General features: G+C 39.4%; 15 protein-coding genes and 2 tRNA genes. 2 read left to right on the forward strand and 15 right to left on the reverse strand.

Annotated elements, in window-relative coordinates:
* Positions 1-209: 209 nt before the first annotated feature.
* Genes fusA through rpsL form a run of 3 tightly spaced genes read right to left on the reverse strand, consistent with a single transcriptional unit; the run spans position 210 to position 3,222 of the window.
* Positions 210-2,306, reverse strand: coding sequence for an elongation factor G (gene fusA, locus J3U73_RS05140; RefSeq protein WP_267409776.1), 2,097 nt, complete (start codon positions 2,304-2,306; stop codon positions 210-212).
* A gap of 23 nt (positions 2,307-2,329) precedes the next feature.
* On the reverse strand, positions 2,330-2,800 hold the full coding sequence (rpsG, locus tag J3U73_RS05145; RefSeq protein WP_220268377.1) for a 30S ribosomal protein S7: 471 nt from the start codon (positions 2,798-2,800) through the stop codon (positions 2,330-2,332).
* Positions 2,801-2,814: 14 nt separating this feature from the next.
* Complete coding sequence (rpsL, locus tag J3U73_RS05150; protein ID WP_103752371.1) at positions 2,815-3,222, reverse strand: 30S ribosomal protein S12; 408 nt, start codon at positions 3,220-3,222, stop codon at positions 2,815-2,817.
* Positions 3,223-3,400: 178 nt separating this feature from the next.
* Here rpsL and J3U73_RS05155 point away from each other — a divergent pair, with 178 nt between their 5' ends.
* Positions 3,401-4,093, forward strand: a complete 693-nt coding sequence (locus J3U73_RS05155; protein WP_220268378.1) for an A24 family peptidase — start codon at positions 3,401-3,403, stop codon at positions 4,091-4,093.
* A 60-nt stretch (positions 4,094-4,153) separates the two neighbouring features.
* Here the strand turns inward: J3U73_RS05155 and rpoC are convergent, their stop codons facing one another.
* The 6 genes from rpoC to J3U73_RS05185 all read right to left on the reverse strand — a co-directional run bounded on the left by rpoC (position 4,154) and on the right by J3U73_RS05185 (position 14,920).
* Positions 4,154-7,819, reverse strand: coding sequence for a DNA-directed RNA polymerase subunit beta' (rpoC, locus tag J3U73_RS05160; protein WP_267409777.1), 3,666 nt, complete (start codon positions 7,817-7,819; stop codon positions 4,154-4,156).
* A 16-nt stretch (positions 7,820-7,835) separates the two neighbouring features.
* Positions 7,836-11,477 carry a DNA-directed RNA polymerase subunit beta gene (gene rpoB / locus J3U73_RS05165; RefSeq protein WP_220232231.1) on the reverse strand — a complete coding sequence of 1,214 codons (3,642 nt, stop codon included), beginning with the start codon at positions 11,475-11,477 and terminating at the stop codon, positions 7,836-7,838.
* 212 nt (positions 11,478-11,689) lie between these two features.
* On the reverse strand, positions 11,690-14,197 hold the full coding sequence (locus J3U73_RS05170; protein ID WP_267409778.1) for an ATP-dependent Clp protease ATP-binding subunit: 2,508 nt from the start codon (positions 14,195-14,197) through the stop codon (positions 11,690-11,692).
* Between the two features lie 206 nt (positions 14,198-14,403).
* A complete protein-coding gene (locus tag J3U73_RS05175) occupies positions 14,404-14,598 on the reverse strand; it encodes a hypothetical protein (RefSeq protein ID WP_220268380.1) in 195 nt (64 codons plus the stop codon).
* Between the two features lie 133 nt (positions 14,599-14,731).
* Positions 14,732-14,805, reverse strand: a tRNA-Pro gene (locus J3U73_RS05180).
* 43 nt (positions 14,806-14,848) lie between these two features.
* A tRNA-Gly gene (locus tag J3U73_RS05185) sits at positions 14,849-14,920 on the reverse strand.
* Positions 14,921-15,147: 227 nt separating this feature from the next.
* Here J3U73_RS05185 and J3U73_RS05190 point away from each other — a divergent pair.
* A complete protein-coding gene (locus J3U73_RS05190) occupies positions 15,148-15,966 on the forward strand; it encodes a DUF2785 domain-containing protein (protein WP_267392329.1) in 819 nt (272 codons plus the stop codon).
* Positions 15,967-15,998: 32 nt separating this feature from the next.
* On the opposite strand, the gene J3U73_RS05195 is transcribed toward J3U73_RS05190, so the two are convergent.
* The 6 genes from J3U73_RS05195 to hslO form a co-directional block, all read right to left on the reverse strand.
* Entirely contained in the window at positions 15,999-16,559 is a 561-nt protein-coding gene (locus J3U73_RS05195) for a histidine phosphatase family protein (protein WP_220268382.1), read from the reverse strand.
* Between the two features lie 123 nt (positions 16,560-16,682).
* Positions 16,683-18,224, reverse strand: a complete 1,542-nt coding sequence (lysS, locus tag J3U73_RS05200) for a lysine--tRNA ligase (protein ID WP_220268383.1) — start codon at positions 18,222-18,224, stop codon at positions 16,683-16,685.
* Complete coding sequence (gene dusB, locus J3U73_RS05205) at positions 18,225-19,262, reverse strand: tRNA dihydrouridine synthase DusB (RefSeq protein WP_220268384.1); 1,038 nt, start codon at positions 19,260-19,262, stop codon at positions 18,225-18,227.
* A 102-nt stretch (positions 19,263-19,364) separates the two neighbouring features.
* On the reverse strand, positions 19,365-19,988 hold the full coding sequence (locus J3U73_RS05210) for a histidine phosphatase family protein (RefSeq protein ID WP_220268385.1): 624 nt from the start codon (positions 19,986-19,988) through the stop codon (positions 19,365-19,367).
* 106 nt (positions 19,989-20,094) lie between these two features.
* A complete protein-coding gene (locus tag J3U73_RS05215; protein WP_267392330.1) occupies positions 20,095-21,666 on the reverse strand; it encodes an ABC transporter ATP-binding protein in 1,572 nt (523 codons plus the stop codon).
* Between the two features lie 59 nt (positions 21,667-21,725).
* A complete protein-coding gene (gene hslO / locus J3U73_RS05220) occupies positions 21,726-22,601 on the reverse strand; it encodes an Hsp33 family molecular chaperone HslO (protein ID WP_220268387.1) in 876 nt (291 codons plus the stop codon).
* Between the last annotated feature and the right edge of the window lie 32 nt (positions 22,602-22,633).

The following is a 22,633-nucleotide window of genomic DNA, read 5'->3' on the forward strand; positions in this document are numbered from 1 at the left end:
TTCATGATTTTCTGAAAACAAGCAATGGCAAAATAAAAATTTACTCTACCAAATATATTTTGTAAATTTTTTTGCTTAGAATTTGAGCAATGCCATTCTTAATTTTTTATGGTCGCTAATAGACTCATTTTTAAATAAAAAAAGAGCTATCGGATTTACCAATAGCTCGATTAAAATTGTTGTTAATTTTTATTGTCAGTTATTAAAAACTAGTCAGCGTTGTTGCCGCCACGGCTCTTAATAATTTCTTCTTGAATTGACTTAGGAGTTGCTTCATAGTGGTCAAATACCATTGTGAAAGTACCACGTCCCTGAGTTGATGAACGCAAAGTAGTTGCGTAACCAAACATTTCAGCAAGTGGAACCATTGAGTTCAAGACCTTAGCACCTGAACGGTCAACCATGTTGTCCATTGTACCACGACGAGCGGTAATTGAACCCATTACATCACCCAAGTATTCTTCAGGTGTGATAACTTGTACCTTCATAATTGGTTCAAGAATAACAGCACCAGCCTTAGGAGCTGCATTTCTCAAAGCAAGTGAAGCAGCAACCTTGAAGGCAGCTTCTGAAGAGTCGACTTCGTGGTAACTACCATCGTAAAGCTTAGCCTTAACATCGATCAATGGGTAGCCAGCAAGGATACCGTTCTTCATTGATTCTTGCAAACCAGCATCTACTGAAGGGATAAATTCACGAGGAACAACACCACCGACGATGGCATCTTCAAATTCGTAACCTTTACCTCTTTCGTTTGGTGTGAATTCAATCCAAACGTCACCGTATTGACCCTTACCACCTGATTGACGAACAAATTTACCTTGTGCCTTAGCAGGTTTAGTGAAGGTTTCACGGTAAGCAACTTGTGGTTCACCGATCTTAGCTTCAACGTGGAATTCACGTTTCATACGTTCAACCATGATTTGAAGGTGTAATTCACCCATTCCGGAAATCAAAGTTTGACCTGTTTCAGCATTAGTTTCAGCTCTGAAAGTTGGGTCTTCTTCAGTTAACTTTTGCAAAGCAACATCAAGTTTGTCACGATCAGCCTTTGATTCTGGCTCGATTGAAACTTGAATAACTGGGTCTGGAACTTCCAAACTTTCCAAAATTAATGGGTGATCTGGATCAGTTAATGAGTCACCAGTTGTAGTGTTTTTCAAACCAATCGCACCAGCGATATCACCTGAAAATACTTCTGAAATTTCGCTTCTTGAGTTAGCGTGCATTTGAAGCAAACGACCAACACGTTCACGACTGTTCTTAGAAGCATTCAATACGTATGAACCTGATTCAAGAGAACCAGTGTAAACACGGATATAAGTTAAACGACCAACGAATGGGTCAGTTGCGATCTTAAATGCTAAAGCTGAGAATGGCTTGTCGTCACCGGCAATCAATTCAACTTCTTCGCCAGTTTTAGGATCATGAGCAACGTAAGGCTTAACATCTAATGGTGATGGTAGGTAATCAACAACACCATCAAGCATCATTTGAACACCTTTGTTCTTGAAAGCAGAACCAGCAAATACTGGGAATGCCTTCAATTCCAAAGTTGCTTTACGGATAGCAGCTTTTAATTCATCAATGGAAATTTCATCACCGTTTAGGTATTTTTCCATAATGTCATCGTTAACGTCTGCAACTTGTTCAATTAAGTCGTTACGACGCTTTTCTGCTTCTTCTTTATATTCGTCAGGAACTGGTATAGTATCCCATTTTGAACCAAGCTTGTCTTCATCATAAACATCGGCAACCATGTTGATCAAGTCGATAACACCTTCAAAGGTATCAGCAGAACCAATTGGCATTTGAACAGCTAAAGCATTGGCGTTTAAACGTTCATGTAAAGATTTAACAGACTTATCAAAATCTGCACCAATCTTGTCCATCTTGTTAACAAAAACAATTCGAGGAACACCGTAAGTTTCAGCTTGGCGCCAAACATTTTCAGTCTGTGGCTCTACACCTGCTTGAGCATCAAGAACAGTTACGGCACCATCAAGAACACGGAGTGAACGTTCAACTTCGATTGTGAAGTCAACGTGTCCAGGTGTATCAATGATATTAATTCTGTAGTCATTCCATTGAGCTGTAGTAGCAGCTGACGTAATGGTAATACCACGTTCTTTTTCTTCGTCCATCCAGTCCATCTGTGAGTCACCCTCGTGGGTTTCACCGATTTTATGAATCTTACCAGTATAGTAAAGAATACGCTCAGTAGTGGTAGTCTTACCCGCATCAATGTGGGCCATGATACCAATATTACGTGTTTTTTCTAATGGAAATTCACGCTTATTAGCCATAAATTATTTCTCTCCTTAAAAAATTAGAAACGATAGTGAGCAAATGCACGGTTAGCTTCAGCCATACGGTGTACATCTTCACGCTTCTTAACTGCTGAACCGGTGTTGTTAGAAGCATCAATGATTTCGTTAGCTAAACGCTCATCCATTGTGTGCTCATTACGTAAACGAGCATATGAAACAAGCCATCTTAAGCCCAAAGTAGTTCTTCTTTCTGGACGAACTTCAACTGGAATTTGGTAGTTTGAACCACCGATACGGCGAGCTCTAACTTCCAAAACTGGCATAATGTTGTTCATAGCTTCTTCAAAGACTTCAAGTGGCTCCTTATCAGTCTTTTCTTTCACAATGTCAAAAGCATCATAAAGGATTGAAGATGCCTTAGCTCTCTTACCATCAATCATCAAGTGGTTGATCAACTTAGTAACAAGCTTTGAATTGTAAACTGGATCCGCTAAAATATCTCTTTTAGTTACGTGTCCTTTTCTAGGCATTATTTATCTCCTCCTTAATCTTTCTTGGCACCGTACTTAGAACGGCCTTGCTTTCTGCCGTCAACACCGGCAGTATCAAGTGCACCACGGATGATGTGGTAACGTACACCAGGAAGGTCCTTTACACGACCACCACGAATTAAAACAACGGAGTGTTCTTGTAAGTTGTGGCCTTCACCTGGAATATAAGCAGTAACTTCAATTAAGTTTGAAAGACGAACACGAGCATACTTACGTAAAGCTGAGTTTGGCTTCTTTGGAGTCATAGTACCAACACGAGTTGCAACTCCACGCATTTGTGGTGCTGGGTTTGATACTAATTCTTTCTTCATACTGTTGTAGCCGTAGCTTAAGGCTGGTGATTTTGATTTAGTCGTCTTTGAGTGACGGCCTTTTCTTACCAATTGGTTAATGGTTGGCATTAAATTGTTCCTCCTAAAATTTGATTATCTTGTTCACACATCCAGGAGTTTCTTTTTTAGTCCTGAATCTATCTTCAAAATGCACAATTGACATTGTACTCCCTTTTTACCAAAAAGCAAAATTATTTTGGCAAAAAAGTTTTTTATTTTTAGCGTAACTAATTATGGGAGGTAAAAAATGGCTTGGATTTATCAACTTACTAACTTTTTAATTGGAACCTGCTTAGCATCCCACGCCTGTGTTGTTTGCGACCGCTTTGATACTGATGACTTCATTTGGGGACGTTCTCGCTGTGATTTCTGTTTGACTAAACTTACTTTGGTGGACGAGTTGCCAATTTTGTCCTATTGTTTTTTACACGGAAAATGTCGCTACTGCCAGCGCAGTATCCCCATTAAATTACCGTTAATCGAATTTTTGGGTGGTTTAGCATATCTTAAGATTGATTTTAGTCAGATGACCGGAATTGCCACTGCGATTGTCATTTTTTGTTTACTATTGGCCGCAATCTGCGATTATGACAGGCTAGAATTTCACCTAACAATGATTCTTCCCGCACTTTTATTAACACTACTTAGGTTCAAACATCTCTTTAAGTTGCAATTAGGCGATTTAATTGAACTAATTCCCATTTTGCTAGTCTTGCTTTTTTATACTATGCAAAAGAAGTTGGGTTCGGGTGATTTAATTATCTACTTAATTTTAGCCTTTTTCTTTACCCCTCACTTTGCTAACCTGGTTTTTCTTTTTGGCTCTTTTCTACTTCTCTTTCAATTCTTTCTAAAAAGAAAAACTTGGTCCTTGCAAAAGCAAATTGCCTTTGTACCATATATTTTTGTTGGACTAATCATTCAATTACTTCTGCAATAGCAAAAAAATAGCTTTCCTACTTTAATTAGTAGAAAAGCTATTTTTATTAATAAATTTTACTTATCCTTGTGGTTCCCCAGCTTGATCAGCTTCCTTCATCTTTTTCTCAATATCAGCTATTGAGTAAACAGACTTAGGCTTCTTCACATCAGCTTCAGGTTCCATATCACGGTAAATTGGAAGACCAGTACCGGCTGGAATAATCTTACCGATAATAACATTTTCTTTCAAACCAAGAAGTGGATCGTTCTTGCCTCTGATTGAAGCATCAGTCAGCACACGAGTAGTTTCCTGGAATGAAGCAGCTGACAAGAAACTATTAGTTTCAAGGGCAGCCTTAGTAATACCAAGAATTACACTTTGAGCTGTTGCAGGGATTCCACCTGAAATAATTACAGAAGTGTTGCGTTCCTTGAATTCACCAATATCCATGATTTCACCTGGAAGCAAGTTAGTCTCACCAGGATCAAGAACACGAACTTTTTGCAACATTTGTCTAGTTAAGACCTCAACGTGCTTATCTGAAATGTCAACACCCTGCATCCGGTAAGCCTTTTGTACTTCAACCAAGATGTATTCTTCGGTTGTCAACGTATCAGTTACTTGAATTAATTCCTTAGGATCGATTGAACCCAGAGTCAGCTTGTTACCACGGCGAACTTCATCACCTTCACTGACTGCAACTGAAGCAGTATAAGGAACACTGTAGCTTCTAGTATCAATCTTACCCTTAACAGTAATTTCACGTGTGTGTTCTGCTGGGTTTTCCTGAATTGAGTCAATAACACCATCAACTTCAGAAATAATAGCACGACCCTTAGGGTTACGAGCTTCAAACAATTCTTGCACACGAGGAAGACCCTGAGTAATATCTTCAGCACCGGCAACCCCACCGTTGTGGAAAGTACGTAAAGTAAGCTGCGTACCAGGTTCACCAATGGATTGAGCGGCAACAGTACCAACTGCTTCACCAACTTCAACTTCTTCACCTGTAGCCAGGTTCATACCATAACATTTACGGCAGACACCGTGAGGGGTATCACAAGTTAAAATTGACCGAATCTTCACGTCTGTAACACCGGCATCACAAATTTTATGTGACAGATTTTCATCAAGCATTACGTTTGGTCCAACGATCGCCTCACCGGTTTGTGGATCCTTAACAGTTTCAGCAGTGAACCGACCAAGTAAACGATCGTATAATGGCTCAATTAATTCGTCACCTTCCATGATTGAGTGAACATTGATACCACGATCAGTTCCACAGTCATCTTCCCGGATAATAACATCTTGAGCAACATCAACCAAACGACGAGTTAAGTAACCTGACTGAGCAGTCTTCAAGGCCGTATCAGTCATTCCCTTACGTGCACCGTGAGTGGACATGAATAATTCTAGAACTGACAAACCTTCCTTGAAGTTTGAAGTAACTGGAATTTCGAACAAACCACCGTTAGGAGTGGCCATCAAACCACGCATTCCGGCAAGCTGAGTAAAGTTAGAAATATTACCACGAGCACCAGAGTCAGCCATGATTGTAATAGGATTACGTGGATCATAGATCTGTGCAATCTCATTTTGAACCTGGTCCTTACACTCATTCCAAATACTAATTACTCGATCGTGACGTTCTTGCTCAGTAATTAAACCACGTCTAAACTGCTTAGAAACGACATCAACTTGCTTGTGGGCCTTAGCTACTTTTTCATCTTTGTCATCAATTTCTGGAACATCGGTCATTCCGATTGTAATACCAGAAGTAGTTGAACTTGTGTAACCAAGTGTCTTCAAGTCATCAAGGTATTCTGAAGTTCTTTGAACCTTGTAGTACTTGTAAATTGTGGCAATTGAGTCAGATAAGAATGATTTCTTAAATGGCGCAGCAATTAGATCACCAGCAACATTATCAATTTTTTCATGAATATCCTCACCTGGCTCCAAGAAGTACTTAGCAGCTAGTGGATTATTCAGGTTCTCTTCAGTTGGTTCGTTAACGTAGAAGTAATCTTCTGGGAAGATTTGGTTGAAAATCACACGACCATAGGTAGTAATGAAAATGCCGTGTTCGTAACCTTTAGGCCATGCTTTCTTTGGCATTGAGTCCGCAGACATTCCAATAATAGAGTGATAGTGAATATCACCATTATTGTATGCAACAGTTGCTTCGTCAGGTGAATTAAAGATCATTCCCTCACCTTCACGACCCTTTTCAGCTTGAGTCAACCAGTAGTTACCTAAAACGATATCCTGAGAAGGAGTAACGATTGGCTTACCATCTTTTGGAGCAAGAATATGATGAGCTGCAAGCATTAACAAGCGTGATTCTGCAACAGCTTCATCTGACAAAGGTACGTGAATGGCCATCTGGTCACCATCGAAGTCAGCGTTGTAAGCTTCACAGGCAAGTGGATGCAAACGAATTGATTTACCAGGAACTAAAACTGGTTCAAAGGCTTGGATACTCAAACGGTGTAATGTTGGCGCACGGTTTAGTAAAACCGTTCTTTCCTTAATTACATCTTCAAGTACATCCCAGACATCATCGTCTTCACGATCAATCTTACGCTTAGCGCTCTTAATGTTAGAAGCAATCTTGCGTTTAACCAATTCATGCATAACGAATGGCTTGAATAATTCTAGTGCCATTGGACGAGGAACACCACATTGATAGAACTTCAATTTTGGTGAAACATCGATAACTGAACGACCAGAGTAGTCAACACGCTTACCAAGCAAGTTTTGACGGAAACGTCCTTGCTTACCCTTAAGCATGTGTGAAAGTGACTTAAGTGGACGGTTACCAGGCCCAACAACTGAACGACCACGACGACCGTTATCAATTAAAGCGTCGACTGCTTCTTGCAACATCCGCTTTTCGTTTTGAACGATAATGTTTGGTGCATTCAGGTCAAGTAATCTCTTCAAACGGTTATTACGGTTAATAACCCGACGGTACAAGTCGTTTAGGTCTGAAGTGGCAAAACGGCCACCTTCAAGTTGTACCATTGGACGCAAGTCTGGTGGGATGACTGGAACAGCGTCAATCACCATCCATTCAGGCTTATTGCCAGAATCTTTAAACGCATCCAAGATATCTAATCTTCTGATTGCACGAGTCCGTTTTTGACCTGTAGCAGTTTCCAATTCTTTCTTTAAATCTTTAACTTCTTTTTCAAGGTCAACCTTGCGCAATAAGTCACGGATTGCTTCGGCACCCATTTTTGCTTCAAAGCGACTACCAAACTTAGCTTTTTGCTCACGGTATTCAGCTTCCGTCAGCAATTGTTTAAATTCAAGGTCTGTATCGCCTGGATCAATCACGATATATGCTGCAAAGTAGATAACTTCTTCCAGCAATCTTGGTGACATATCAAGAATTAATCCCATCCGTGATGGAATACCCTTAAAGTACCAAATATGAGTAACTGGAGCGGCCAACTCAATGTGACCCATCCGTTCCCGTCTAACTTTAGAGGAAGTAACTTCGACCCCACAGCGATCACAAACGATCCCGCGGTATCTTACACCCTTGTATTTGCCACATGCACAGGCCCAATCCTTGGTTGGTCCAAAGATTCTTTCGTCAAACAGACCATCCTTTTCTGGCTTTAAAGTACGGTAGTTAATCGTTTCTGGCTTCTTAACTTCACCATACGACCAGCTCCGAATTTTGTTTGGCGAAGCAAGACCAATTTGCATGCTTTCAAATTTATTTACGTCGATCAAAAGTTTAACCCCCTACTTATTTAGAAATCTTATTATCGTCATCAGATTCATCCACAGGAGTATCAACCGGTGTTGATTCCTCAGTTTCTTCATCTTCAGATTTTGTGGTTTCTTCGGCTAACTTCTTCTTTTGTTGTTCTTCGGCCATCTTCGACAAAGTATCAATATTCAAATGTTCATTTGAATCATCATCCATGTCGCGCAATTCAATTTCCTTGTGGTCCATGTCAAGAACACGAATATCTAGTCCTAAAGATTGCAATTCCTTGACTAAAACGCGGAATGACTCTGGCACACCTGGCTTAGGAATTCTATCGCCCTTAACAATTGCCTCATAAGCCTTAACACGTCCAACAACATCATCGGACTTGTAAGTCAAAATTTCTTGCAAAGTATAAGCAGCACCATAAGCTTCAAGTGCCCAAACTTCCATTTCACCGAAACGCTGACCACCAAATTGTGCTTTACCACCAAGAGGTTGTTGCGTAACTAATGAGTAAGGCCCAATTGAACGAGCGTGAATCTTATCATCAACCATGTGAGTCAGCTTCAAGTAATGCATGATTCCGACAGATACACGGTTATGGAATGGTTCACCCGTCCGACCGTCATAAAGAACAGTTTTACCATCTTTATCGATACCAGCCTTGTGGACAGTATCCCAAACATCATCTTCGCTGGCTCCATCAAATACAGGAGTGGCAACGTGAATACCAAGACTATTAGCTGCTCGACCTAAGTGCAATTCTAACAGCTGTCCAATGTTCATACGTGAAGGAACACCCATTGGGTTCAAACAAATATCAACTGGAGTACCATCTGGTAAGTATGGCATGTCTTCTTCAGGAACAACAGCAGCAACCGTACCCTTGTTACCGTGACGACCAGACATCTTGTCTCCGACTTGAATCTTTCTCTTTTGGGCAATGTAAACGCGAACTAAGGTATTTACACCTGGTGAAAGTTCATCACCATTTTCACGCGTATAAACCTTGACATCGCGAACAATTCCGCCGCCACCATGAGGTACACGAAGGGAAGTATCACGAACTTCACGTGCTTTTTCACCAAAAATGGCGTGTAGCAATCTTTCTTCTGCTGATAATTCAGTTACCCCTTTTGGTGTAACCTTACCAACTAAAATATCGCCATCATGAACTTCGGCACCAATGCGAACAATTCCTTGACCATCGAGATCCTTTAAAGCATCCTCACCAACATTTGGTAATTCGCGAGTAATTTCTTCAGGTCCTAGCTTAGTGTCACGTGCTTCAGATTCATAATCCTCAATACTAATTGAAGTATAGACATCATCTTTAACCAGACGTTCTGATAACATGATGGCATCTTCGTAGTTGTACATGTTCCAAGTCATGAAGGCAATAACTGGGTTTTGTCCCAAAGCAAGTTCTCCGTGATCCATTGTTGGACCATTGACAATTACTTCGCCTTCTTCAACTCGATCACCCAACTTAACGTTTGGTGTTTGGTTATATGACTTAGAGTTGTTTGAACGACGGTACTTTTCAAGAGTGTACTTGTCTAAAGTACTGTCATCACGTCTAATTCTAACTGTGTTAGCGTCAACATACTCAACTGTACCAGCAGCTTTAGCAACAATAGCTGCACCAGAATCGTGAGCGGCACGATATTCCATACCAGTACCAACAAGTGAGCTGTGTGGATTAATTAAAGGTGCTGCCTGACGTTGCTGGTTGGCACCCATCAACGCACGGTTAGAGTCATCGTTTTCCAAGAATGGAATACATGCAGATGCAACAGAAACAACTTGCTTAGGAATAACGTCCATGTAATCAATCTTATCTGGACTAACTTCGACGTTATCTTCCTTGTGTCTTGCCAAAATTAAGTCATCCTTGAATGAACCATCAGGATTTAACTTAGTGTTAGCACCGGCAATAATGTAGTTATCCTCAACATCAGCAGTTAAGTAGTCAATCTTATCGGTAACCTTGTGTGTCTTCCATGAAACACGCCGGTAAGGTGTTTCGATAAAACCGTACTTGTTAATAATTGCGTATGTTGCAAGCGAGTTGATCAACCCAATGTTTGGTCCTTCTGGTGTTTCAATTGGGCACAAACGACCATATTGAGTATAGTGAACATCCCGGACTTCGTATCCAGCACGGTCACGAGTCAAACCACCAGGCCCTAAAGCAGACATACGACGCTTATGCGTTAATTCGCCAAGCGGGTTGTGTTGGTCCATAAACTGTGACAGTTGTGATGACCCGAAAAATTCTTTGATGCTGGCGACAATTGGCCGAATATTGATCAATTGCTGTGGTGTAACTGTTGAAGGATCCTGAATTGACATTCTTTCACGAACAACACGTTCCATTCTTGCTAAACCAATTCTAAATTGATTTTGCAATAATTCACCAACACGACGAATACGACGGTTACCCAAGTGGTCAATATCATCAGTATTACCAATTTCATCTTGTAATAAGAAGAAGTAGTTAATTGATGCCAAAACATCAGCTGGAGTTAAGTACTTAACATCCTTAGCAATATGACCATTAGAAATTAACTTAACAACACGTTCTGGGTTAACCTTTGAGTAAACCTTAATTTCTTGCACGTTAATTGGATCTGGCAAGACACCTTCTTTAGAAGGTTCATAAGTAACCATCTTGAAGTCATCACGGTCAAGGTACTTTTCCAAACCGTCCATTACTTCATGAGTAACAACAGTACCTTTTTTAGCAATGATTTCACCAGTATCTGGATCAGCTAGAGTTTCAGCTAAAGTTTGACCAAAAAGACGATTCTTTAATGATAACTTCTTATTAACCTTGTAACGACCAACAGGGGCTAAGTCGTAGCGGCGTGGATCAAAGAAGCGAGCGTAAAGTAGCGAACGTGAAGAATCTGTTGTCTTTGGTTCACCTGGACGCAGACGTTCGTAAATATCCTTCAACGCCTCGGCAACGCGGGAATCAGCCGGATTCTTGTGCACATCTTTATCTAAAGTAAATTGTAATGTGTCACTATCACCGAAAATGTCAGTGATTTCACCATCAGAGCCGATTCCTAATGCTCTAATTAAAACCGTCAATGGCAACTTACGGGTACGGTCAACACGAACATATGACACATTTTTAGCGTCAGTTTCGTATTCAAGCCATGCTCCACGGTTAGGAATAACTGTGGTCCCAAAAATTTGCCGACCATTCTTATCATAGTCACCGGAGTAGTAGACACTTGGTGATCTAACTAATTGCGAAACAATAACTCTTTCGGCACCATTGATAATAAATGAACCGGATTCGGTCATTAATGGTAAATCGCCGAAGAAAACATCCTGGGTCTTAATTTCACCGGTTTTTTGGTTAGTCAACTTTAAGGTTACATGCATTGGTGCAGCATAAGTTGCATCATGATCACGTGCCTCATCAACAGTATACTTTGGCTTTTGTAGTTTATAGCCAACGTATTCAAGCGAAAGCTTACCTGAAAAGTCACTAATTGGCATAATGTCGTCGAAGACTTCCTTAATACCTTCATCCAAAAACCATTTATATGATTCAGTTTGGACATCAGTCAAGTTAGGTAGTTTCAATACTTCTTTAATACGAGAGAAACTACGTCTTGTACGATGTTGACCAAAATTCACTACGTGTCCATTTAACAAGGAGAAAACATCCTTTCTGTCAGAGAAAGCTAATATTACATTTTGGTTACAATTTCAAAAAGCGGGATTTTTAAGCATAAAAAAGACAAAAACAACTGTAGTCGTTTTTGTCCTTTATTATTCTGCTGGACAATATATCAGCAAAATCCTGAAAATCAGCCTTTTTAATCACGCATAAATATAGCAAATTTTAATAGACTTGTCAATCAATTTTACTTAGAGCCAACAAGACTTTTGTCATTTGCCTTAACAATGTCAAACTTTAATTTATTATGATTACAACCAATTTTGAGCAAGTCGCCTTCTTTAAGGTCGCCCTTGATTAGCATTGAAGCTATTTCGTCTTCAATATCCTTTTGAATAGCTCTGCGAAGTGGCCGTGCCCCCATCTCAGGATTGTAACCGTCTTTAGCAATCTTATCTAAAGCGGCACGGGAAATTTTTAATTGAACACCTTGTTTATTTAACCGGTTAATTAACTTACGGGTCAACAAGGTAACAATTTGACGAAGCTGCTTCTGATCGAGTTCATCAAAAATAATTGTTTCATCAATTCGGTTCAAAAATTCTGGACGGAAGAACTGTTTTAGAGCCTGCCGTACACGATCTTTTCGCATTTCAATTTGACTTGAATTATCAGCCGTAAAGCCAACTTCCTTAGTTTCAAACAGAGACCGTGAGCCAAGGTTAGAGGTCATAATCACAATTGTGTTCTTAAAATCAACCTTGCGTCCCTTAGAATCAGTCAAGAAACCATCATCAAGAACTTGCAATAGCAAATTGAAAACATCTGGGTGCGCTTTTTCAACTTCATCCAATAAAACAACGGAATAAGGATGACGTCTGACCTGTTCAGATAATTGGCCACCCTCATCATAGCCAACATAACCCGGCGCGGAACCAATCAACTTGCTGTTAGCAATTTGATCCATGTATTCGGACATATCAATTCTGATCAAGTTGTTTTCTGAGCCAAAAATAGAAGCAGCAATTGCCTTAGCTAGTTCCGTTTTACCAACTCCCGTTGGTCCTAAGAATAGGAAGGAACCAATTGGTCGATTTTCATCCTTAATGCCGCTGCGACTACGACGGACTGCACGGCTAACAGCTGATACTGCTTTATCTTGGCCAATAATCCGCTTATGCAAATCGCTTTCCAGATTAGCTAAATGCTTAGTTTCATCACGGTTCATCTGCGTGACAGGTACTCCCGTCCAATTAGAAACTACTTTAGCAACATCTTCTGGCTGAACCGTTGACTTTTTACTAGTAGCTTGATCTAGACGGTTAGAGAGCTGATCTTGGCGCAATTGTAAACTATTTTGTCGATCCTGCAATTGAGCAGCTTTAACGAAGTTTTGGTTAACGGCAGCTTCATTTTTCTGCTCAATGACCTTTTTAATTTGTTCATTAATCTGAATTAATTGATTGTTTGAACCCTTACCTGACTTAATTTTAACTGCGGCACTAGCCTCATCAATTAAGTCGATTGCCTTATCTGGTAAATAACGGTTGAAAATGTAACGACTTGATAAATCAATTGCATTTTCAATTGCGGAATCGGTAATCTTGACGTGGTGGAACTTTTCATACTTCGGCTTTAATCCTGACAAAATCGCCTTAGTTTCAGTTCTTGAAGGTTCATTCAACCGTACGATCTGGAAACGTCTAGCTAAAGCCTGATCTTTTTCAACGTATTTTTGATACTCATCAAAGGTTGTTGCACCAATCATTTGAATATCACCACGTGCTAATGATGGTTTTAAGATATTGGCTGCATCAATTGAGCCCTCTGCACCACCTGCACCAATTAATGTGTGCATTTCATCGACAAAAAGAATAATCGTACCATCTTCAGTGATTTCTTTAATGATTTTCTTCATTCGGTCTTCGAATTCGCCCCGGTATTTTGTACCGGCAACAAGACCACCTAAATCAAGAGAAACAACCTGCTTATCCATCAAGTCGTGTGGTACTTTTTTGTTCACAATTGCTGTAGCAATCGCTTCAGCCACAGCTGTCTTTCCCACACCAGGTTCACCAATTAAAACAGGATTATTTTTATTACGACGAGATAAAATTTCAATTACCCGAGCAACTTCACGGTCACGACCGATTACCGGGTCAATTTCCCCGTTTTCAGCTCGCTCATTCAGGTTAACTGAAACTTGATCCAGGGTAGGCGTACTACTGTTGGAATTAGATTGACTATTTAGTTCGGGACCATTAAAGTTGGACCAACCATTACCGTTATCAGGCTGATCGTTATCCTCAATACTATCGTAGTCTGCACCTAAGCTATGGAAAAGATCATTGCGCAAGCCACTCAAATCGATATTTAAATTACGCAGAATGGTCGACGCTAAAATTTGATCATTAAGAACTAGTCCGAGCAAAATATGGCAGGTCTTAATCTTCGAAGAGCCTTCTCGCTCAGCTAATGTACCGGCATAAGCCAATACCATGCTTAAACGCGGCGACATTTCCATATAAGTGGTTTTGCCAGCTGAACCATAACCAGTATAACGCTCAATTTCTTCACGGATAGCTGTTGGCGTTGCACCCCAAGCGCGCAAGTTCTTGCCTGCTTCGCCATCAGATTCAATTACCATCGCAAGCAGTACGTGTTCAGTACCAATCAAGCGATGATGAAAACTTTGTGCTTGTTCACGTGCAATTTCTAAGACTTGATTTGCACTTCTAGTATAAGATTTTTTCATCATAGCACCACCTTTAAAAATGACGTGTATACACTATAAACTTTTTTGCAAAAATGTAAAATAATTTGATTCAAGCTTGTTAATCGTTTTGTACTTAAAAACATTGCTCTCATTATAGCAGAGACTAACTTTTGATGCGAATTTACATTCTAAAACATTGGCTTCTACTTAGACTGATATAAAAAAATAAGTTTGCAATAGCAAACTTATTTTTTGGGCTGATTAAAATGATTTAATACTATTTCTACTAAGAAGGCAAAAAGCCCCATCACAATTGCGTCAGTTATGGTCTTAACTACATTATTGGGAAAAACAATTTTTTGATCGACTAGCAAACTATAACCAAAGCCAAAGATTCCTACCGTTAAGCCTAAAATCAAGCTTTTCGTATACTTGTCCATTGATGTTTCCTCTTTAATAATATTTATTTCTTTAACATCTAGTCAAAGTTTATTTTATTTTTTCAACTACGACCAATTAACAAAACTCAAAGTGTAAATGTCAAATGACATTGCAATAGGGGTAAATAAAATATCGGGAAAACAGGATTCGAACCTGCGACCTCTACGTCCCGAACGTAGCGCTCTACCAAGCTGAGCTATTTCCCGATTAACAAAAAAACTCACCGCGCGGTGAGTCTTTATTTTTTAGAGCGGAAGACGGGATTCGAACCCGCGACCCCCACCATGGCAAGGTGATGTTCTACCACTGAACTACTTCCGCAAGACAAATATTATTATAGCAAACCCCATCTGATTTGCAACCCTTTTTGACAAAAAAATTCACGAAATTGCAACTGGCACATCAAACCTAGCGTTTTTGGGGGTCAGCAAAGGAAAAAACTTTGAACTTCTACGATCTTTTAGTAATAATTACCCTTACCTATAGCTCTAATACTTGATCAAGATATATAATTAATGAAAAATTCTGTATTGAGGTTGGTGATAACAATGAAACATAGTCTAGAAAAATTAGTCAGATGCCCCGAAGGCGAATTAAAATTTACGGATAATCAAGTGCAATTGTTGCTGGGCAATATCGGTAACTTAGATCCAGTTATTCGCGATGATCTTGTCTATACTTTATTTGCCCGCGGCTTTTTAGAACGCGCATTTACTCATGAGCAAGAACAAACTATTATTAATACATTTATAACAGAAAAGAAGCTCTTTAAAGATATTGCTAAACCACAAAATGACAATGTTTTTTTAAGATCATTCAGTGCCTTATTAGGCTCCGTCATACTCGAAACAGATCAGGAAACGGAAATTTTGACGAACGAGCAGCGCAAGCAGCTCTTTGCATGGAGCATTGACTACCTCCTGCGCGAAAAAGATTATCGCGGCTATGTTGAAGGCAAAGGCTGGGCCCATAGCATTGCCCACGGCAGCGACTTTCTTGGTGCAGCTTTAAGTCATCCCAAATTTTTTGAGCAAAATCAAAATAAGCTTATGCAAATAATTCCCACAATTTTTAAAAATATGAAAGCACCTTTTGTCGATGATGAAGAGCAAAGACTCGCTTTTGCATTTTACCAAGGTGTTAAAGCTAACAAAATTGCCCTTAGCAACTTCATTGAACTTATTAATCAAAGCGACATAGTGAGATATCAGGAATTGCAAAAAGACGATCTGCTGTCATGGCATAAATTAAGTACTTGGTTACGGCTTTTACAAAACTGGTACTTCTTCTTTGATGCTACCAAAGATTTACAGATCATATTAAGAGAAAAAATCACTAAATACTATACTGAAATGGGCTATGAGTAAATGGCATATTTTCCTTTGTCTTTTTAGCAAATTTATAACAATTTAATTATTCGATATTGTTTCAATGAATCCGAAAACGAAAATTTAGCAATAAAAGGCATAATCGGTTGAATAGACTTAAACTTTAAATAGTCAAAGGTAGGGTCAAAATAATTAATAACCGTACCAATAGCGTTTCCATGACTAGCAATAATTACACGCTGTTTTTCGTGATTCTTAATGACAAATTCCAAGGCCTTAATATTTCTTTGTTGCGTTTGTCGTAAAGATTCGCCTTTAGGCAATTTATAATCGAAATTAGCCCATTGGGATTCACAAAATTCATGGAAGTTAGAAATCCAGCTATCACCGACTTTTCTTTCTCTAAAAGCTTCAATTCGCTTAACTTTTAACTTTTTTTGTTTGGCAACGGGCTGAATAGTCTCAACCGCGCGTTTATATGGGCTGGAATAAATGGCACTTATGTTTTGATTGCTAAAATATTCTACTAACTTTTGGCAATCAGCCAACCCTTTTTTGGATAACTGCCTGGTTAAGTCGTTGTGATTGCTTAAGTCTGGTTCTGCATGCCGAACAAAATACACAATTGTCATTTATGATTTTTCTCTTTCAGTTAAATTTAGTGTTAAAAAGTGACTTACTGCCATTATCTATTAATTGGTTACAAAAAAGCAAACCATTAAAATTAAAGGCTTGCTTTTTACAGACATGTTATGTTAATGATCTTTTTTCTTCAAATCTTCCTGAACTTCACGGTCAATATCTTCAACCTTTTCTGGACGCATCGTTGGGAAGAGCAAAACATCCCTAATGGCAGGCGCATCAGTTAAGAGCATTACCAAACGGTCAATACCGATGCCGAGACCACCTGTAGGCGGCATTCCGTATTCCATTGCCCGCAAGTAATCTTCATCAATCATGTCGGCTTCATCGTTACCAGCTTCACGTTCATCCATTTGCGCTTCAAAACGTTCACGTTGGTCATCTGGATCGTTCAACTCAGAAAAGGCATTGCCGTATTCTTCGCCCATGATATAGATTTCAAAACGGTCAGTGAAACGAGGATCATCAGCATTCTTTTTAGCCAGTGGTGAAATTTCAACTGGGTGACCATAGACAAAGGTTGGGTCAACAATTGTTTCTTCACAGTATTTTTCAAAGAAAGCGTTGATAATGTGACCAACCTTCCAGAAACTTTCCACCTTGATATCATGATCTTCAGCAATCTTAGTTGCTTCCTCAACGCTCATTTCTTTCCAGAAATCAACGCCAGTTTTTTCTTTAATCAAATCAACCATGTGAACACGACGGAATGGCTTGCCAAGATCAATTTCGGTACCCTGGTAAGTTACCTTACCATCATCCGTAACAACGTTAGCAGCTGCCCGAATAATGCCTTCTGCTTCATCCATCACATCGTGGAAGTCCCAGTATGCGGCATAGGTTTCCAGTTCAGTAAATTCTGGGTTATGGTGAGTATCTAGACCTTCATTTCTGAACACACGACCAATTTCGTAGACCCGTTCCATATCACCGACAATCAAGCGCTTAAGAGGTAATTCAAGTGCTATTCTCATGTATAAGTCAATATCAAGAGCATTGTGGTGGGTAATAAATGGCCGAGCTTCAGCACCACCAGGAATATTGTGTAAAACTGGCGTTTCAACTTCCAAGAAGTCCTTACCATTTAAGAAATCACGGATTGCTTGAATAATCTTAGTCCTGTTAACAAAACGTTTATAACTTTCATGATTAGTAATTAAGTCCAAATAACGTTGACGGTAGATTTGTTCAACGTCCTTCAAACCATGGTATTTATCTGGCAAAGGCCGTAAAGCTTTAGATAAGAAAGTTACGTGCAAAGCCCGAATGGTTAATTCACCAGTATCGGTCTTCATCACTTCGCCATCGATACCTAAGAAGTCACCAATATCAGATTTTTTGAAAATCTGGTAGTTTTCTTCACCGACGATGTCTTTACGAACGTAAATCTGAATCTTACCAGTTCTGTCATAAAGATCAGCAAAACCGACTTTACCCTTACCTCTTTTTGCCAACATTCTGCCAGCAACTTTGGTCTTAGGGAGCTCGCTATTTAACTCATCCTTATCATCTTGTGCGTATTTTTCATTTAAAGTTCGAGCCAAATCTTGCCGGTCAAATTTTCTCATGCCAAATGGCTCAATCCCATTTTCGCGTAATTCTTCCATTTTTTGGCGGCGAACGATTAATTGGTCGTTCATTTCACTTTTAGCCAATTACTTTTCCTCCATTATCTTTCTATTTTCGCTTCTAACAGCCTTTTGTGCTTGCCTTGCTTCATAGTCCTCAACAAAATTGTCAAGTAAGTCATAAACCTCTTGTGCCGTCCAAACTTCATTTATTTTAGCACGAGTACGGGCTGAACGGGGAATTCCCTTCAAATAATATGCTGCTTGTTGCCTAAACTCTGGGACAGCAATTTTTTCACCTTTAAGATCTACTAGGCCCTTCAACTGGTGTTTAGCAGTTGCTACCCGCTCACGAACCGTCTGAGGTGCGAGCTTTTCACCAGTGTCCAAATAATGCACCATATCTTTGACAATCCACGGATTACCTAAAGCAGCGCGACCAATCATGACGGCGGTACAGCCAATTTCATCTAAGGCCTTTTTAGCAAGTTCAGGTGTTGTAATGTCACCGTTAGCAACAAATGGCACGTCAAGTACTTGAGCTACCTCATGAAGCGTCTCCCAGTCTGCTTCACCGGCATACATTTGTTTCCGAGTTCTGCCGTGCATCGCAATCATACTGGCACCCGCTTCTTGGGCAGCTAAGGCATTTTCAACCGCAAAAATATGTTTACGATCCCAACCAATCCGCATTTTAACGGAAACGGGCTTAGAAACATTTTGGACTACGGCGTGCACCATTTGATAAATTTTGTTAGCATCCAAAAGCCACTTCGACCCCGCATCGGTCTTAGTGATTTTTGGCACCGGACACCCCATATTAATATCAATAATATCAGCCGCCGTGTGTTGATCAATATATTGTGCCGCTTCAAGCAGGGTTTCCTCTGTACCACCAAAAATTTGAATACTCATTGGGTGTTCACGCGGATCAACCTGCATCATCGACATTGTTTTTTTATTGCGATAAATAATTCCATGATCAGAAATCATCTCGCATACAACCAAGCCGGCACCGAATTCCTTACAAATCATCCGAAAAGCCGAATTCGATACTCCGGCCATCGGCGCTACAACAACCCGGTTTGGGATGGTTATTTCGCGAATTTTCCAGCTATTATTCACCAAATCATCCTTTCAAATACTTTAACATCATAACAAAAAGGATCTTATAAGCAAAATTTCTGGCTATTATGCATGCTAAAATTTAAGTAATTTAATTTTTGATTATTCAATAAAGAAATTGCACGGTGCAACCCGATTGTAGTAACGCAAAAAGGCTTCTTTACTATGATCGTCAACTGAAATATTGGTGACACCAGCATTTTGCATTTCACCAATTTTAGAAATTTTCTTACTTCCTAAAATGTTCTGTACCATCGACCGCGAAGCAGTACCATGGAATACCAATGCAACTGATTCATTCACATGCCGCTGAACCAGGTCATGCCAAAAGTCGGTTAAACGTGCAGCTAAATGCTCGTAACTTTCACCGGTACAATAATTAGTATAATTTTCAGTAAAATACCCTAAATCATCAAAGGCCTGTGGGTATTTCGAGCGAATATCTACAGCAGATTTTCCGTCCCAATTACCATAATTCATTTCCTTAAGCCGGTTATCATAAATAATGTTGTGCTTATTTTGATTCAATATCTCAGCCGTTTGCTTAGCCCTAGTTAAGGGGCTGGCGTAGACATAATCAATTTTATTAATGTCAAAACTATCACGTAAAGCTTCAGCCTGCTTAATTCCCGTTTCGTTTAAGGGCAGGTTGGTTCCTGAACCATTAATGGCTAAGGTTTTATTAGTATCAGTTTGACCGTGACGCACAATATACACGTTTAGCATTTAGTTACACTCCTTATTCTATTTCGATTCAACTTCTCCATTATAATCAAATTTAGTAATTGCCGCACCCTAATTTTAAGGAATAATTAAGTGCTAGCCCTAGTTTTTACAACTCCACCACATGTTTATAATAGCGAAGTTCGGCTGTCCGGTGAATGACACTAATAATCGTACTCTTAGGTATATATTGTTTAAGCATTTTATAGACGGTAGCAATCGATTTTTCATCCAAATTACTTGTAAATTCATCTAATAACAAAATTTGTGGTTTAGTGATGATCGCCCGCATAAAGAGGATTTTTTGTTCCTCACCGCCTGAAATTTTATTCTTAAAATCTCCAGGCGTTTTATCAATTAAATCAGTCGGGGATTTAATCAGTGAATCTAACCCAATTTCCTGGACTAAGCCGTAAATTTTCTGAAGATCAACTTGATGGTCTGGATAACAGATATTAGCCATTAGGGACCGATTAAACAAGGAGGCATCCTGCGCCACATACATTATGGTAGGCCTATCACTAAACGGAAGAATAATCTGCCCTTTATCCGGTTGATAAAAGCCACTGATAATTTTTAGCAAGGTACTCTTTCCCGCTCCGTTCGGCCCAATCAGCGCCGACATTTCGCCCTTTTTAAAATTGAGCTTTAAATTACTTAAAACCGGGTGTTGTCCGTGATATGAATAACTGATGCCATTAATGATAATTTCTTGTTTACTGCCATCCAGGTGGAAGCAAGTGAGTGGAACTTTTTCTGCTTTACCGTATTCAAGTTCAGCAAGCCCTGCCCGAATCCGGTTTAACAGTTCCTCAATTGCCAAATATTGTGTACCAAAACCGGACAAATTTAAGATGGAATACAATAAAATCAACACAATTGAAAGAGACTGTGAGTCATGAGTGCCTAATAAAAATTGACTAATTCCTGCAATCACACAAGCTAAGACAACAATCATTAATTGTTGCAGCAGCGCTGCCTTGTTTGTAATTGCTTGGACTTTGATAAATGAACTTTGCTCGTGGGCAAGAATTTTGTCCATCTTGTCCTGTTCATATTTAGCTGCGTCACTCGACATAATTGTTTCAACATTACGATAATAATCAACAATATACTCATTAACTTTAGAGGCACTACTTAAAGAAGAAGCCACATTTTGCCGATTTTTCCTTGCCATCATTATCGAAACTAATAGGTAACCAATAAAAAACAATAAGTAAGCCAACCCCAGCCAAATATTTTGCAGACTAAGCAGGATCGTATATAAAATTAACATCACAGCCATTTGAATTACAACAGCTAAACTAGTTTGTTCTAATTCGCGACAAGCAAAGGATACATCCTTAATATAGCTCTGGACTTTGCCAACCGATTGTCTAGCAAAATAACTCAGCGGCTTTTTAGTAATATCTGCCCATAGTTCCTGTTTGGAATATTTGCGCACAGCCTGGATAAAACCGTTATTGAGGCAATTAATTAGCGGCATCATCATAAGTGAAATTGCTAGTAATAACAGAACAATTACCCTGTTAGTTTGCGTTTGCTTTTGCGCAAATAACTGATTAATCAAATAAGGCTGTAAAAAATACACCGCATAACTAATAATTAAAAGCACAATAAAAGCCATGACCCGAGCAACACCGATTTTTAAAATTAATTTTTTCAAGTAGTTGAATATCATGACTTTTACCTTTTTATAAAAATATCGTTATTTAACACTAACTTTTGTCGAACTAAATATTACTTTTTATCAGCTAAAATTGCCTTTAACTCCTCTTCTGTATAGTTATACTTGTTACCACAGAAATTGCAAGTTAATTCTGCACCATGATCTTTGGCAATCATTTCTTGCAATTGACTCGTTTTGAGTGTGGCCAAAATTTGGGCATATTTTTCTTTCGAGCAATCACATTTAAATGCAACATCGTCTTTTGCTAAAATCTTGCAGTCATCACCCAAAATTAACTTGGCTAACTCTTCAGGCGTCATCCCATCTAAGAATGAACTAGACAGTGCTGGCAAATTGTTAATCCGCTCAATTGTATGATCGATTAAAGAATCACTTGCTCCCGGTAAGGCTTGCAACATAAAACCACCAGCAGCGCCAATTGAATTATTGGGATTAACAAAAACGGACAGTCCAACAGCAGAAGGAATTTGTTCCGACTTTGTTAAATAGTATGCAACATCTTCGGCAATTTCGCCAGAAACGATTGGTACTTGCCCTGTGTATGGTTCTTTCAAACCTAAATCTTTGGTCACTTCGAGCCAACCTTCGCCCACTGCCTTTTTAACATCAATATGACCATCATCCTTCGGCGGTAATGCAATATGCGGATTTTTCACATAACCTTTAACCGTTAAGTCAGACTTAGCCGTAACAATCGTTGGTCCAACAGGACCATTGCCAAGCAGGCGAACAGTTAACTCCTCTTGATCAGTCAATTCAGCCCCTGCTAGCAATACACCAGCAACTAAAGTTCTCCCTAAAACGGCAGAAGAAGCAGACCAAGTGTCGTGTCTAGTTTGTGCTTCTTGTACTAAATTTTTGGCATTAATCGTTAACAAACGTAAATTTTTAGTTTTATCAATTGCTTTAATTAAATAGTCGCTCATTTTTATTCTCCTAAAAAAATAGAGCCCAACAC

Origin of the sequence: Lactobacillus sp. B4005, assembly GCF_026536045.1 — a bacterium.
Taxonomy (GTDB): domain Bacteria; phylum Bacillota; class Bacilli; order Lactobacillales; family Lactobacillaceae; genus Lactobacillus; species Lactobacillus panisapium.

Excerpts from the sequence above, each read along its gene's own strand:
- fusA (WP_267409776.1), bottom strand. The coding sequence starts at position 2,306 with ATGGCTAATAAGCGTGAATTTCCATTAGAAAAAACACGTAATATTGGT.
- rpsG (WP_220268377.1), bottom strand. The coding sequence starts at position 2,800 with ATGCCTAGAAAAGGACACGTAACTAAAAGAGATATTTTAGCGGATCCA.
- rpsL (WP_103752371.1), bottom strand. The coding sequence starts at position 3,222 with ATGCCAACCATTAACCAATTGGTAAGAAAAGGCCGTCACTCAAAGACG.
- J3U73_RS05155 (WP_220268378.1), top strand. The coding sequence starts at position 3,401 with ATGGCTTGGATTTATCAACTTACTAACTTTTTAATTGGAACCTGCTTA.
- J3U73_RS05170 (WP_267409778.1), bottom strand. The coding sequence starts at position 14,197 with ATGAAAAAATCTTATACTAGAAGTGCAAATCAAGTCTTAGAAATTGCA.
- J3U73_RS05175 (WP_220268380.1), bottom strand. The coding sequence starts at position 14,598 with ATGGACAAGTATACGAAAAGCTTGATTTTAGGCTTAACGGTAGGAATC.
- J3U73_RS05190 (WP_267392329.1), top strand. The coding sequence starts at position 15,148 with ATGAAACATAGTCTAGAAAAATTAGTCAGATGCCCCGAAGGCGAATTA.
- J3U73_RS05195 (WP_220268382.1), bottom strand. The coding sequence starts at position 16,559 with ATGACAATTGTGTATTTTGTTCGGCATGCAGAACCAGACTTAAGCAAT.
- J3U73_RS05210 (WP_220268385.1), bottom strand. The coding sequence starts at position 19,988 with ATGCTAAACGTGTATATTGTGCGTCACGGTCAAACTGATACTAATAAA.
- J3U73_RS05215 (WP_267392330.1), bottom strand. The coding sequence starts at position 21,666 with ATGATATTCAACTACTTGAAAAAATTAATTTTAAAAATCGGTGTTGCT.
- hslO (WP_220268387.1), bottom strand. The coding sequence starts at position 22,601 with ATGAGCGACTATTTAATTAAAGCAATTGATAAAACTAAAAATTTACGT.